Here is a 13,533-nt window from a genome sequence, read left to right as displayed (position 1 = left end):
GTTCACCGTCTGTCACGCCGTGTTTTGCTCGACGCCAAATCCTGCAATTGCGCCACGACCCTGTCCCCGGCATCGTGGATGCCGGCTTCGCGGGCCGCCCGGGCCATTCTGGCCAGATTCTCCGGCATTTGAAAAAGATCGCCCACCACAGAAGACAAATTCAACTCATCCAGCTGGCGTTGCTGAATGACCAGCGCCGCCCCGACCTTTTCCAGCGAACGGGCGTTCCTTAGCTGGTGGTCGTGGGTTGCGTAGGGAAAGGGCACCAGAATGCTCGGCTTCCCCGCCACCGTCAGTTCCGCGATGGTCGTGGCTCCGGCCCGGCAAATCACCAGATCGGCGAAGCGGTAGGCTTCGTGCATGTCGCTGATGAACGGCTCCACACGCGCGGCGGGATACTTTTGGGCGTAAACCTCTCGGATGGCCTCGAATTCGTCTTTTCCCGTCTGATGCCAGATGCCGAGCCCCAGGGCTTTGAGCCTGTCGAGTTCCCGCACCACGAAGCCGTTCAGGGCAGAAGCGCCCTGACTGCCGCCCACAATCAAAATATTTCGCCCCGGCATGCGCCGCTCTTCACGCAAGGTGCGGATTTCGGCGCGGACGGGATTGCCGGTGACGACCGCTTTTGGGCCGCCGAAGATCGGGCCTTCCATGTCCGCGAAGCTGACCAGCACGCGGTCCACGCGCCGTGCCAGAATACGGTTGGTCACTCCGGGCACGCTGTTCTGCTCGTGAATGGCCGAAGGAATGCCCATCAGACTTGCCGCCAGGGGGCAGGAAAATCCCGCGTAGCCGCCAAGACCCAGCACCACGTCGGGCTTGAACTCACGCAGAAGCCGCCAGGACTTGAGCAGGCTGCGCCCCAGCCACAAGGCCGTGGCCGCGCTCTTGATGCCGCGCCCCAGAACGCCCTGGGCCGGCAGAGCCACAAAAGACAGTCCGGCCTTGCGCGCCCATTCACCTTCGGGGCCACGTTCCGAGCCCACGAACAGGATCTCGCAGTCAGGTACGGTGGCGCGCATGGACTCCGCCACGGCCAGTGCCGGGAAAATGTGGCCTCCGGTGCCGCCTGTGGTCAGAATCAAACGTTTCATGCCTTGACCTTGCGTGACAGGTTGAGCAGCACCCCGGTACAAAAAAATCCGGTCAGCAGGTGGCTGCCGCCATAACTCAAAAACGGCATGGGCACTCCCTTAGGGGGAATGGCGCCAAGGACCACGCCCATGTTCAGGATGCCGCCGACGATCACGATCGCTCCCATGCCGAAGGCGGTGATGCGGTCATGCATGGTTGCCTGACGGACGCTGATCGCCAGAGTCCGCCACAAGACCACACCGAGCAGGATGACGATCAGGGACACCCCGACAAAGCCCAGTTCTTCACCGAGCACGGACATGATGAAGTCGTTGTGCGCTTCGGGCAGAAAGAAAAGCTTCTGCTTTCCCTCGCCCAGCCCCAGGCCGAACCATCCGCCCGAACCCAGCCCGTAAAGAGACTGCACCAGCTGGTATCCCGTGTTCTGGGCATCCTGGAACGGGTCCAGGAAGGAAAAGACCCGGCGAAAACGATACGGGGAATTGACCACCAGCAGCGCCGCCGAGACCAGGGCCAGCACAACGGCCGATCCCAGAAAAATGATCCGCGTTCCACCGACCAGGCACATCAGGAAAAGCAGGCCCGCCAGAAACACCGCGCCGCCGAAGTCAGGTTGCAGGAGCAGCAGAAAGCAAAGGCTCCCCGTCACCATGATCGGCGGCAGAAAACCCACGCTGAAGGTTTTGACCAGGTCCTGCTTGTTGGCGAAAAAGTAGGACAGGTAGAAAACCAGCGCGATCTTGGCGGCCTCCAGCGGCTGGACCGAGAACGGCCCGATCCGCAACCAGCGGCTTGCACCGCCGGCGGTGGTGGCAAGCGGCGAAAAAACGGTCAGCAGCAGAAGTCCGGCCGCCAGCAAAATCCAGAGATAGGTGTGGCGATAAAAAAATTCGATGTTCGCGCGGGCCGCGACCGTCAGCACCACGCCTCCGGCGACCATGAACAGCACCTGCTTCCAGAACAGGGCGTACTTGTCGCCGTAAACCTTCTCGGCCATGATGCCGCTTGCGCTCAGAACCATGATCAGCCCGAGAGAAGCCAGACAGATGACCGCACCCAGCAAGATGACGTCAAAGCTCATGAGCTGGCGGGCCGCTTCGCGCTGGGTGATCTTCATGATGCGCCCTCCACCCATTCCCTGACCGCGCGCTGGAAAGCCTTGCCCCGCTCCTTGTAGTTGGCGAAGAGGTCGAAACTGGCCGTGGCCGGCGACAGGAGCACGCATTCTCCGCTGCGGGCGTCGGCGGCGGCCCTGAACAAAGCCTCTTCCAGCGTTGCGTCCCAACTGAGTTCCTTGCCGCATCCACTCCAGGCCGCTTCGAAAATTTCCCGCGACTGCCCGAACAGATACACGCCGCGAACCTTCTCGCGCAGAACCGGCACCACCGCACAGAGATCACCACCTTTAAACACGCCTCCGGCCAAAAGGCGCACGGGGCGGTCCTGGCTTTTGAGCGCCGCAATCATGGAGTCGATGGTCGTGGACTTGGAATCATCAATAAAAACTATGCCCTTGTGCTCCGCGACCGCCTCGATGCGATGCGGCAGGGTGGCGAAACCGTCGATCCCGCGCTGCACATCCTCCTCGGAAAGCCCGAAATAGCGGCACGCCAGATAGGCCGCCTCCATGTTTTCCCGGTTGTGCTGACCGGGCAGCCCCGGGCATTCAAAACGGGGACTGGCCACAAAATAGACCCGGCGACCCTGGGTGAAATTTCGTCTCTCAAGCTCATCCTTCATGGACAGCGGCACCACGGCCAGGTCCGATGCGCCCATGTGCGCGAACATGGAGAGCTTTGCGCTCAGATACTCTTCCATGGTCTCGTGGTAATCGAGGTGGTTGGCCGAAAAATTGAGCAGAACGCCCACCCGGGGGTGAAAGGACGGGGAGTTCTGCAACTGAAAGCTCGACACTTCGAGCACCAGGATGTCGGCCTGCTCGCCTCCCAGCAGGTATTCGCACTGGGGCGTGCCGATATTGCCGCCGATGAAGACCTTCTTGCCGTTGACTTCGAGAATGCGGCTGATGAGGGTCGTGGTCGTTGTTTTACCGTTAGTCCCGGTCACCGCGATGATGGGCTCGGACACAAACCAGCTCGCCAGCTCCAGCTCGGAAACCACCTGTACGCCCGCAGGCAGAAGGTGCGCGACTTTCGAGCGGGCAATGCCCGGGCTGAGCACGATCAGGTTGGCGCCCGCGAAATGCTCTGGTTCGTGCTCGCCCGCGCAGACCGTGAAGCCCAGATCGGCGGGGACCTTGGCGGCACAGGCTTCGTTCTTCTCCAGCACGCGCACGGACGCGCCCATCTTCACCAGAAGACGCGCCGCCGCGATGCCCGAGGCTCCCGCCCCCAGCACGATCGCGATGTGACCGCGAAGCTGATCTTCATGGATGAATTCGCGCATGCCCTTCCTACCTCAGTTTGAGTGTTCCCAGAGCCATGACCGCCAAAAGAAGCGACAGAATCCAGAAACGGATGATGATTTTCGACTCGTGAATGCCTTTCTTCTCGAAATGATGGTGCAGGGGCGCCATGCGAAAGATCCGCTTCCCACCGCTGACCTTGAAATATCCGACCTGCAGGATCACCGACAGGGTCTCGACCACGAAGAGGCCGCCCACGATGACCAGCAGCAGTTCCTGCTTGCACAGGATGGCGATGAAACCCAGCGTGCCCCCGATGCTCAGGCTGCCCACGTCGCCCATGAAGACTTGGGCCGGGAAGGCGTTGAACCACAAGAACCCAAGGCCCGCCCCGACCATGGCCCCGCAGATCACCGTGACCTCGCCGACCCCCGCGATGTAGGAAACCTGCAGGTAGTTGGCGAGATTCACATGGCCGGCCACATAGACGAAGAGGGCGAAACACCCGGCCGAAACCACGGCTGGGCCGATGGCCAGACCGTCGAGGCCGTCGGTCAGGTTCACTCCGTTGGAGGCCCCGATCATGACGAAAAGCCCGAACGGGACATACATCCAGGTCAGGTCCGGATTGAAATTCTTGAAGAACGGAACCATGAGCTTGGTCGAATATTCCGGAAACGAAACCAGCAAGGAGACCGCGCCGACACTGACGATCAGCTGTCCGAGGAGCTTGATCCTGGGGGAGAGCCCGTCGTTGTGCCTGCGCACGACCTTTATGTAGTCGTCGACAAATCCGACCGCCCCGAAACCAAGAAAAACCATCACCGTCAGCCATATGTACTTGTTGCTCAGATCGCTCCACAAAAAGACACTGAACAGCATGCAGAATCCGAACAGCAGGCCACCCATGGTCGGAGTTCCGCTCTTGGCCTGATGATCCGGACCGCATTCTTTTATATATTGGCCAAATTTAAGCTTGCGCAACCATCTGATAAAAATTGGGCCGATGATTATCGACAGGATAAGCGCAGTCAGCATGGCATAGATGGATCTGAACGTGATGTAACGAAACACGTTTAGCATACTGACTTGGTCGCTAAGGGGGTACAGCAGATGATAAATCATGCCCAACTCCTTTCCAGCGCAGAATAATACTGCTCCATTTTACATCCCCGCGACCCCTTGAAGAGCATCACGCCTTGCTCGCAGCGCACTGCGCTCAAAGCTTGCAAAACCTCTTCAGCCCCGGACACTTTCTTGAAAACACCTGTGAATCCGCCGAGTCCGGCCTCCACGTCCTGTGCGTGATTCCCCTGAAAAAAGCAGTGTGACGCGCCCGTGTCCGCGATCAATTCGCCCAGTTCACGATGAGCGCGGGAACTGTCCGCGCCCAGTTCGAGCATGTCGCCAAGAACCAGCACCAGCCGCTTGCCTTCGCCAAGACGCCCGGCTTCGCGGATGGAGCGTGCCATGGACACGGGATTGGCGTTGTAGGTGTCGTCGATGAAAAGCCACGTTCCGACACGGCTCTGCGCGAATCGCTGGGTCACCGGGCTGTATTCCGCCAGGGAGGACTCGATGGCCGCCATGCCCAGGCCCAGCTCCATGGCCATGGCCACGACCGCGGCCAGGTTCTCGGCGATATGCACGTTGTGCGACACCTTGCAGCGCAGCTCTTCACCCTTGACGCGCACGGTGTAGGAAATGGACCCCTCGACGTTCTCCTGCCGCAGACACGAATAGTCGGCCCGGGCTCCGGCTCCGGAAAAGGTCACCAGCTTCGGATCTCGCCTGGCGCTTTGCTGCAAAAGCTCGGGATAGTCTGCATTGACGCAGGCGAACCCGCCCTTGCGGACATGATCGAGCAAAATGGATTTCTGCTCCGCCACTCCGGACAGACTGCCGAGCCCTTCCAGATGGCAGGCGCCGATGTTGACCAGAAGCGCCGCGTCAGGGGCCAGGATATAGCCAAGCTCATCCATGTCGCCGGGCTGGCTGATGCCAAGTTCCAGGACCCAGAAATCCTCATCTCCGTCCATCTCCAGAATGGACAGGGGCAGGCCGATCTGATTGTTCAGATTGCGGAAATTCTTGGCGGTGCGCCCGGCCGCAGACAGCACCTGCGCCAGCATCTCCTTGACCGTGGTCTTGCCCGCCGATCCACTGACGCCGATGACCCTGGCGCGGGTTCCTTCCCGCCAGACCCGAGCCAGTCGGCCCAGAGCCGATGTCGTGTCACGTACCAGCAACACCGGAACATCCAGATCAAGAGGCGCGCTGGCCACCACGGCGCAGGCACCGTTCGCCACCGCCTGCCGCGCGAATTCATGCCCGTCGAGCTTCTGCCCGACGATGCAGAAAAAGAGGTCGCCCTGGCGGACGGCACGGCTGTCGATGCTCACCCGGCACACAGGCTGGTCGTGGCTCTGCTCGATGCTCGCGGCCATGGCGGAGGCGATCTGCTGCAAGGTCATGTTCATGACAGGCACTCCCGCACGACCTCGAAGTCCGAAAAATGACGCTTTTGCGTACCTATGATCTGATAATCCTCATGGCCCTTGCCCGCGATGAGCAACGCGTCGCCCGGTTCCATGGTCTCAAGGGCCAGCGCTATGGCCTTGCGCCGGTCGGCCTCGCGCAGGACCCGGCGCGCTTTTGCAAGACCCGGCTCGATCTGGTCGATGATGGAATCCGGGTCTTCGGTGCGGGGGTTGTCCGAAGTGACCACGGCCACGTCGGCGTGTCGGGCCACGGCCTCGCCCATGAGCGGACGCTTGCTCGCGTCACGGTCCCCGCCGCAACCGAACACCGTAAGCAGGCGCTTGAAACCCATGGATTTGAGCGCCACCGAAACTTTTTCAAGCGCGTCGGGGGTGTGCGCGTAATCAATGAAAATATCGAGCCCGCGCTCATTGGGCACCCGTTCCAGGCGGCCGGGAGCGCCCGGAGCCTGGCTCAGGCAATCGCACTGCGCCGGAGTCAGACCGAGCAGCAGCCCCGTACCCACGGCCGAGAGCAGGTTATAGGCGTTGTGACGGCCCACCAGACCCGTGCGCAGCTCCCAGGCATGCCCGTCATGACTCAGGCCAAGAGTCATGCCCCAAGGCCCGGCGGCAAGGATCCGGCACCGCAGTCCGGCGTCCTCGGAGTCGAGTCCGAATCCGAGCAGATCGGGACGCATCTCTTTCAGACGCCGCCCATACTCGTCGTCGACATTGACGAGCCCCTTGGCGCAACTCGCCGGACCATCCAGAAACAGGCGCGCCTTGGCTTCGAAGTAGCGCTGCATGTCCCCGTGGTAGTCCAGATGGTCCTGAGTCAGGTTGCTGAACACGCCCACTTCCATGGGCAGTCCGGCGATGCGTTCCTGATCCAGGGCGTGGGAGGAAACTTCCATGACCAGATTGTCGACGCCGTCACGGACCATGCGTCCGATAATCTCGTGCAGGCTCAGGCAGTCCGGCGTGGTCATTGTCGCCGAGACCTGGACGCCGGGCCAGGAGCAATGCACCGTGCCGATGAGGCCGGTGGCCATGCCGTTGCGGCTCAGCAGAAAATGGATCAGATGCGCGGTGGTCGTCTTGCCGTTGGTTCCGGTCACGCCGATGATCCTCGGCAGGTGCGATTGCGTTCCGAACGCCGCAAGGGCCAGCACTCCGAGAGTCTGCGCGGGGCTCTGCACCGCCAGACAAAAAACGCCCTCATGGCGGGGGACATCGACGCCCTCGCCATGCACCACGACTCGAGCGCCGCGAGCCACCGCGTCATCGATGAACCGCGCACCGTCGACCCGTGTCCCGGAAAGGGCCACGAAAACGTCGCCAGGCGTCACCGCACCAGAGTGGGTGCGCAGCCCGGTTCCGCCACGAAGCATTTCAAGCACGGTATCAAGGTTCATCTGATTCATTTCTAACCCGGTTGCCCAGTCAGCCAGAGCTGACATTTTTTGTCCGTCGGCCACTTCTCGCCGGGGAGCGGTTTTTGCTTTTCGATGATAACGCCCTGGCCCTTGACCGAAGGCACGATCCCTCGCGCCACAAGTATCTCAAGCGCTTCGCGCACTGTCGCGCCCTGCAGGTCCGGCATGAATTCCCCGTCAACGCTGATGTGTTCCGATCGTTTCACCGGGGCCGAAAATCGGTCCGGCGAAACCTTCGCCATCTGCATCGCATCCACCGGTTCGGCCAACATGCCCGAGGAGTTGAGCAGCTGGACCCCGATGTTGCGAACCTCGGGGGCAACCAGCACGCCGCCGTAATGCCCGGCCTTTGGCTCATCGACCATCATGCAGACCAGATAGCGGGGCTTGTCCGCCGGAAAAATGGCCACGAACGACGCGACATAGTCCCCGCCGTAACCGCCGGTCGGACTCGCTTTCTGGGCCGTCCCGGTCTTGCCCGCGACCCGCACGCCTTCGATGCGCGCCTGGGTGCCGGTGCCGTCCTCCTGAACCACCTCTTCCATCATGGCCATGACCATTTTGGCCACATTCGAGTCAAAGACGCGGGTGCCCTGCACCGGCTTGTCGGCCTCGTGCATGAGGCGCAAAGGCAGTCGGACCCCGTCGTTGGCGATGCACAGATACGCATCGGCCAGTTGCAGCATGGTCACGGCCAGGCCTTGCCCAAAAGAAATATTGGCCAGCTCGACATCCTTCCATTGGCTGACCGGATTGAGCAGCCCCGCCGATTCACCGGGCAGGGGCAGGCCGGTCCGGCGCCCGAAGCCGAGATCCTGCAGATATCGATTCAGCTTGGCGGCGCCGAGCTCAAGCCCGATCTTGGCCGCGCCGATATTGCTCGAATAGCGGATGATCTTGCTTACGGTCAGGTTCTCGTACTTGTGCGTGTCCTTGACGCGACGCCCCTTGACGCTCCACTTCCCGTTTTCGCAGTAGTACTCCTTGCCCGGAGTACAGACCTTCTCCTGCAATGCCGCCGCGACCATGATGGGCTTCATGGTCGAGCCCGGCTCGAAAATATCCACGGCCATGCGGTTCTTCCACTCCCCGCGGATCTTCTTGACCGCGTTGGGATTGAAGAACGGATAATGCCCCCAGGCCAGAATATCGCCCGTGGGCACCTCGACCACCAGCGCCATCCCGGATTTGCCCTTGGCCCGGATCACGCTGCGCGCCAGCGCCTCTTCGGTGGCCAGCTGTACCTGGCTGTCGAGGGTCAGGCGCAGGTCCTGGCCGTTGAAAGAACTTCTGTCGCCGCTTTCCAGTGATGACAGCCTTTTGCCGGCCGCATCCTTCTGCACGGTGTACTTGGTGGATGACGGCAGGAGCAGGTCGTTGAAACTCTTCTCCAATCCCTCGATGCCGTGTCCGTCCATGTTCACGAAGCCGAGCAGCTGCCCGGCCATGTGACCCTGCGGGTACTGGCGGGAGTTCTCGGTTTCCAGATAGACGCCGGGGAGCATCTCGGCCTTGATCGCCTCCGCCTGAGCGTCGCTGATCTTGCGTGCCACCCACACAAAACGCTTCTTGGGCCCCATCTTGGAAGCGAGGCCCTTGGGGCTCATTCCCAGAATGGAGCCAAGGCGTTGCGAAACGGTCCAGGGGTCCTTGATCTCGTTGGGGCGGACATAGACGGACGGGGTCGCGATCGATTTGGCCAAAAGGAGGCCGTTGCGATCAAAAATTTCACCGCGCTTTCCGGACACGGTCTCCGAGGCCCAGTACTGGCGATTGGCCATCTTCGCGTACTCGGGCCCCTTGACCACCTGCACGTAATAGGCACGTGCCCAAAGCCCCATCAGCGCCAACGCGAAAAGAACCCCGGCAAAAAGTATCTTGCCGCGGCTTCTGTCCTTGGGTGGCTTGCTTCCGGTTTTTGTCACTTTTTAAGCCCAGTCCTGCCTATTGCTGCATGGTACGTATCTGATCCCGCCTTGGAGGCTGCAACCCCGCTTTTTCAGCCCGATCGCGCAGAGTCGCCGGAGCGAGCAGGTAATGCAGCTCCACCTGCAGTTTCGAATTCTGATCCTGCTTTTCCTGCAACTCGCGTTCGAGAATTTTCAATTCATAAGCCAGATCAACCCGTTCGATATTGACCCACACCAGTCCCAATCCGAGAATCATGGTCACCAGGAACATGACCCCCATGCTCAAATATCCCTTGCCGCCCTCGCTCACTGCGCCTCTCCATCAACCCTCTCCGCCACGCGCAGCTTGGCGCTGCGGCTGCGGCTGTTGGACCGCATCTCCTCTTCGGTGGGAATGAGCGGCTTGCGAAAGGGGAGCCTGAGCTTTTGCGTGTGTCCGCACTGACATACGGGGTACTCCCTAGGACACAGGCAAGCGGAACTTTCCTTGCGAAAAGCCCTCTTCACGATGCGGTCCTCCAAAGAATGAAAGGATATGACTGCGATGCGCGCGCCCGGCCGCAAATAATCGACGACGCGCTCCAGAAAAAATTCAATTTCCCGCAACTCCTGATTCACTTCCAGCCGCAGGGCCTGGAAGGTCTTGGTCGCGGGATGATTGCGCGACAATGCGCGCCGTTTGGCCGGGTAGGCCGCGGCCACAATGCGGGCCAGCTCAAGGGTCGATTCGATCGGGGCCGTCTCGCGGATCTTGACGATGGCCCGCGCGATGCGCCCGGCCATGGGCTCTTCGCCGTAATCCCACAGGAGCTGGCGCAGCCGCTCGAAAGAGGCTCCGTTGACGATGGCCGATGCGGGCTCACCGCCTGAACCAGGATCCATGCGCATGTCAAGAGGGCCGTCCTGCAGGAAGGAAAAGCCCCGTTCGGGACTGTCCAGTTGCAGTGAAGACACGCCCAGATCGGCGATCACGCCGTCAAGCCTGTCCCAGCCAATCTCCCGCAGGGCCTGGGGAAAATGCTGAAACGACGTATGGGCCAGCTGTACGTTTTCTCCGTACATCGCCAGCCTCTCCCCGGCCTTGGCCAGGGCCTGTTCGTCCCTGTCCAGCCCCAAAAGCAGGGCCTGCCCATCGGTAATCTCCATCAACCGGGCAGCATGTCCAGCAAGGCCCAGGGTCGCATCCATGTAGAACCCGCCGGGTTTCGGCGCGATCCAATGCATGACCTCTTCGAGCATGACCGGAATGTGATCGGAATATGCGTCCATGGCTCCTCCGATCAGAACCGTAGTTCAAATCCTTTTTCGGCCAGATCATCCATGACCTGATCGACATTCTCCTGCAGGGCGTTGCGTCCTGCCTCAAAACGCTCCTGGTCCCAAATTTCGAACTTCCGTCCCACTCCGGCCAGAATGATGTCCTTCTGCAAGCCCGCGTAATTGCGCAGATGTGGTGGAACAAGAATCCGTCCCTGCTTGTCGAGGGTCACCTCGGCTGCGCCGGAAATGAAAAAGCGGTGAAAATCCCGAACCTTGCGATCAGCCATGTTCAACTTGGAAAAACTCTGTTCAATGATTTCCCATTCTGGCAGGGGGTAGGCAGCTACACAATCGTCGAAGTTGGTCAGCACAAGCTTGCCGTCCGGGGAATTGGCGAACACCTCGTCGCGAAATTCAGGGGGCAGCATGAGCCGTCCCTTGGGATCTTGCGTACGTTGTGAATGCCCTCTGAACATGCTGCCTCCTCAGTCCTTTCCACTTTTTACCACTTTTTACCACCCTTACCCATGCATCTCTTGGGGAGTCAAGCCATTCCTCCATTTTTTACGGATTTACCCCGTAAAAAAAACTTTGCGCGCACGCCATTTCCGTAACTTCGAAAACCATCCTTTCGCCCCGGACAACGTCGCCCCAGGGGGGATTCCACCCGACCGCGCAACAGTCAAATGACAACTCCTTGAAACAACATGTCTTTGCCCTCATTCGCGATACCCGCCCCTGAAAACAGGCCTTTTGCGACCAAAAACACCCGCGCGTGCACAAACCTCATTTTAGCGACTTCATTTCCTTGACTCTCTATTTTGAGAGGCATATCCCCGGGAGTGGATACGATAACGTACAGGCTTCCAGATTAATTCACTGTAATTTTAAATATTACTCTGAAAATTTTATCTATCCAAAAAACGAAAAATAAGTTTTCCGTGCAGTCACTTCTGCATGAAGTGATAACCATGATCTTTCTCAACGCATCATTCAAACAATATGAAAATAGAGAAGAAAAAGTGATTTTTTTCACTTTCCCAGAAAAATGGAACAAGATTTTTTACTAGCATGCGCGTTGGGAGCAACGATCATTGGCTTGGGCACGAGCCATGCATTTCCCCGTTGGTGGATCAGTTCCACTCTGACGGCATCGGCATGCGCATTTTGGGCTGCAACCAGGACCCTGTCAGGCGGTCCGGTCTGGGAATGGCACAGCGCCTGGACACTTGGCGGTACGCTCGTTTTCATGCGCCTGGATGGAATCAGCGCCTTTTTTTTACTGCTTTTGACCGTCGTTGGCGCCACGGGGGCCCTGTACAGCCAGACATACTGGGCACAAAAGGCGCATCCCCGTTCCGCCGGACAAAGCCGCCTGTGGTGGAGCGCCATGCTGGCCTCCATGGGCCTGGTGCTGACCCAGTCCAACGGGCTGCACTTTCTCTTCGCCTGGGAAGCCTTTGCGCTGACCGCCTATTTTCTGGTCACTCTCGACCGCAAAAACATCCAGGTCCGGGCCGCCGGGCGCCTTTATCTCATTGCCTCCCACGCCGGGACACTGGCCCTTTTCGGATTTTTCGCCACCCTGGCCGCAAAAACAGGCAGCTGGGAACTTGGCCCCATGACTTCGCAAACCGCCCTGGCCCCCCTCTTCTGGGTCGCCCTTGCGGGTTTCGGCATCAAGGCCGGCGTCTTTCCGCTGCACATCTGGCTGCCCTCGGCGCACGCAAACGCCCCGAGCCATGTTTCGGCCATCATGTCCGGCGTGGCCATCAAAATGGGAATTTACGGACTGGTCCGGTTCAGCTCCTGGCTTCCCCTGCCCGAGGGCGCAGGCTGGGTCGTGGCCGGGCTGGGCTCCGCCAGCGCGGTCCTTGGCGTCGCTTTCGCCCTTGGGCAGCATGATCTGAAGCGTCTGCTGGCCTATCACAGCGTGGAGAACATCGGCATCATCCTCCTCGGGCTGGGTTTCGCCATGATTGCGCTGGACCATGGCCGCCCCGAGTGGGGACTGCTGGCCTTGACCGGCGGGCTGCTCCATGTCTGGAATCACGGGCTTTTCAAGGCGCTGCTTTTTCTTGGCGCGGGGTCTGTGCTGCACGCAACGGGGACCCGGGAGATGAGCCGCCTGGGAGGACTCTGGAAGGCCATGCCCTGGACGGCCTCGCTCTTCACCCTCGGGGCCATGGCCATCAGCGGACTGCCGCCGCTGAACGGATTCGTCAGCGAATGGCTGGTTTACCGGGGACTGCTTGACGCCGGCCGTCTCAAGACCGGCGTGGCCCTCGGCGCGCTGCCCGCGGCCATCCTGCTGGGCGTGACCGGCGCTCTGGCCCTGGCCTGCTTCGTCAAGGTCTGCGGCGTGGTCTTTCTTGGCGCGCCGCGTTCCGAAGATGTGGCAAAAGCCCGCGAATGCGGAGTTGGCATGCGTGCGGCCATGACGGTGCTGGGTGCATGCTGCCTGATCATCGGCCTTGCCCCGGCGTTTTTCTGGCCGACACTGCTGCGGGTTGCGAGCGTCTGGGCGCACACGGATTCGGGCCTGATCGTTCCCAACCCTCTGAGCCCGCTGGGGACGGCCCACCTGCTTCTGGCGCTGGCGGCCCTGACCGTGGCCGCAATCGCCGTGTTGCTGCCGCGCGGCCGCCAAAAACGGGCGCTGACCTGGGATTGCGGCTACCGCGCTCCAAGCTCGCGCATGCAGTACACTGCCGGATCTTTTGCCGGAATCATCACCGCATGGTTCGGCTGGATTCTGAGGCCCGCCGTGAAAGTCAGCCTGCCTGACGACATCTTTCCCGCCGGATCCAGCCTGGAAAGCCGCACTCCCGAGACGGTCCTGGAGCAGGTGGTGATACCGGCCGCCACGCACATTCTTCGCCTTGCGGACTTCGTACGGACTTTTCAGCACGGACGCGTGCAATCCTATCTTCTGTATCTGTGCGCGGCCATCCTCGTGTTATCCATCGCCGTGCTCCTTTGAA

The 13,533-nt window shown here is 60.6% G+C and carries 11 protein-coding genes; 1 reads left to right on the top strand and 10 read right to left on the bottom strand.

The features are described 5' to 3' along the window. Window positions 1-2: 2 nt before the first annotated feature. Genes murG through mraZ form a run of 10 tightly spaced genes read right to left on the bottom strand, consistent with a single transcriptional unit; the run spans window position 3 to window position 11,025 of the window. Window positions 3-1,094 (bottom strand): undecaprenyldiphospho-muramoylpentapeptide beta-N-acetylglucosaminyltransferase, encoded by a 1,092-nt coding sequence (gene murG / locus H4684_RS16700; RefSeq protein ID WP_192624617.1) that lies wholly within the window; start codon window positions 1,092-1,094, stop codon window positions 3-5. After that, window positions 1,091-2,212 carry a putative lipid II flippase FtsW gene (gene ftsW / locus H4684_RS16695; protein WP_192624616.1) on the bottom strand — a complete coding sequence of 374 codons (1,122 nt, stop codon included), beginning with the start codon at window positions 2,210-2,212 and terminating at the stop codon, window positions 1,091-1,093. Before ftsW ends, murG begins: the two co-directional genes overlap by 4 nt. Then, entirely contained in the window at window positions 2,209-3,501 is a 1,293-nt protein-coding gene (gene murD, locus H4684_RS16690) for a UDP-N-acetylmuramoyl-L-alanine--D-glutamate ligase (protein WP_192624615.1), read from the bottom strand. Before murD ends, ftsW begins: the two co-directional genes overlap by 4 nt. Before the next feature lie 7 nt (window positions 3,502-3,508). Beyond that, window positions 3,509-4,585, bottom strand: a complete 1,077-nt coding sequence (gene mraY, locus H4684_RS16685; RefSeq protein ID WP_092193729.1) for a phospho-N-acetylmuramoyl-pentapeptide-transferase — start codon at window positions 4,583-4,585, stop codon at window positions 3,509-3,511. Further along, a complete protein-coding gene (locus tag H4684_RS16680; protein ID WP_192624614.1) occupies window positions 4,582-5,940 on the bottom strand; it encodes a UDP-N-acetylmuramoyl-tripeptide--D-alanyl-D-alanine ligase in 1,359 nt (452 codons plus the stop codon). Before H4684_RS16680 ends, mraY begins: the two co-directional genes overlap by 4 nt. Next, window positions 5,937-7,367 (bottom strand): UDP-N-acetylmuramoyl-L-alanyl-D-glutamate--2,6-diaminopimelate ligase, encoded by a 1,431-nt coding sequence (locus H4684_RS16675; protein WP_192624613.1) that lies wholly within the window; start codon window positions 7,365-7,367, stop codon window positions 5,937-5,939. Before H4684_RS16675 ends, H4684_RS16680 begins: the two co-directional genes overlap by 4 nt. Before the next feature lie 2 nt (window positions 7,368-7,369). Then, window positions 7,370-9,304: a penicillin-binding transpeptidase domain-containing protein gene (locus H4684_RS16670; protein ID WP_192624612.1), complete on the bottom strand. Its 1,935-nt coding sequence runs from the start codon at window positions 9,302-9,304 to the stop codon at window positions 7,370-7,372. 19 nt (window positions 9,305-9,323) lie between these two features. Next, entirely contained in the window at window positions 9,324-9,599 is a 276-nt protein-coding gene (locus H4684_RS16665; protein ID WP_244150389.1) for an FtsB/FtsL family cell division protein, read from the bottom strand. After that, complete coding sequence (rsmH, locus tag H4684_RS16660) at window positions 9,596-10,558, bottom strand: 16S rRNA (cytosine(1402)-N(4))-methyltransferase RsmH (RefSeq protein WP_092193725.1); 963 nt, start codon at window positions 10,556-10,558, stop codon at window positions 9,596-9,598. Before rsmH ends, H4684_RS16665 begins: the two co-directional genes overlap by 4 nt. An 11-nt stretch (window positions 10,559-10,569) precedes the next feature. Then, the gene (gene mraZ / locus H4684_RS16655) at window positions 10,570-11,025 is read right to left on the bottom strand and encodes a division/cell wall cluster transcriptional repressor MraZ (RefSeq protein WP_092193724.1); all 456 of its coding nucleotides are present in this window, start codon (window positions 11,023-11,025) and stop codon (window positions 10,570-10,572) included. Window positions 11,026-11,798: 773 nt separating this feature from the next. Here mraZ and H4684_RS16650 point away from each other — a divergent pair. After that, a complete protein-coding gene (locus H4684_RS16650; RefSeq protein WP_192624611.1) occupies window positions 11,799-13,532 on the top strand; it encodes a proton-conducting transporter transmembrane domain-containing protein in 1,734 nt (577 codons plus the stop codon). Window position 13,533 lies beyond the last annotated feature (1 nt).

The sequence above is a fragment of the Desulfomicrobium macestii genome, assembly GCF_014873765.1.
GTDB lineage: Bacteria > Desulfobacterota > Desulfovibrionia > Desulfovibrionales > Desulfomicrobiaceae > Desulfomicrobium > Desulfomicrobium macestii.
Note: the sequence above shows the minus strand (reverse complement) of the source record. Positions and strands in the feature narration are given on the sequence as shown.

Bases quoted from the DNA above. Each gene is read 5' to 3' on its own strand.
- murG (WP_192624617.1), bottom strand. From the start codon at position 1,094: ATGAAACGTTTGATTCTGACCACAGGCGGCACCGGAGGCCACATTTTC.
- ftsW (WP_192624616.1), bottom strand. From the start codon at position 2,212: ATGAAGATCACCCAGCGCGAAGCGGCCCGCCAGCTCATGAGCTTTGAC.
- murD (WP_192624615.1), bottom strand. From the start codon at position 3,501: ATGCGCGAATTCATCCATGAAGATCAGCTTCGCGGTCACATCGCGATC.
- mraY (WP_092193729.1), bottom strand. From the start codon at position 4,585: ATGATTTATCATCTGCTGTACCCCCTTAGCGACCAAGTCAGTATGCTA.
- H4684_RS16680 (WP_192624614.1), bottom strand. From the start codon at position 5,940: ATGAACATGACCTTGCAGCAGATCGCCTCCGCCATGGCCGCGAGCATC.
- H4684_RS16675 (WP_192624613.1), bottom strand. From the start codon at position 7,367: ATGAATCAGATGAACCTTGATACCGTGCTTGAAATGCTTCGTGGCGGA.
- rsmH (WP_092193725.1), bottom strand. From the start codon at position 10,558: ATGGACGCATATTCCGATCACATTCCGGTCATGCTCGAAGAGGTCATG.
- mraZ (WP_092193724.1), bottom strand. From the start codon at position 11,025: ATGTTCAGAGGGCATTCACAACGTACGCAAGATCCCAAGGGACGGCTC.
- H4684_RS16650 (WP_192624611.1), top strand. From the start codon at position 11,799: ATGCGCCTGGATGGAATCAGCGCCTTTTTTTTACTGCTTTTGACCGTC.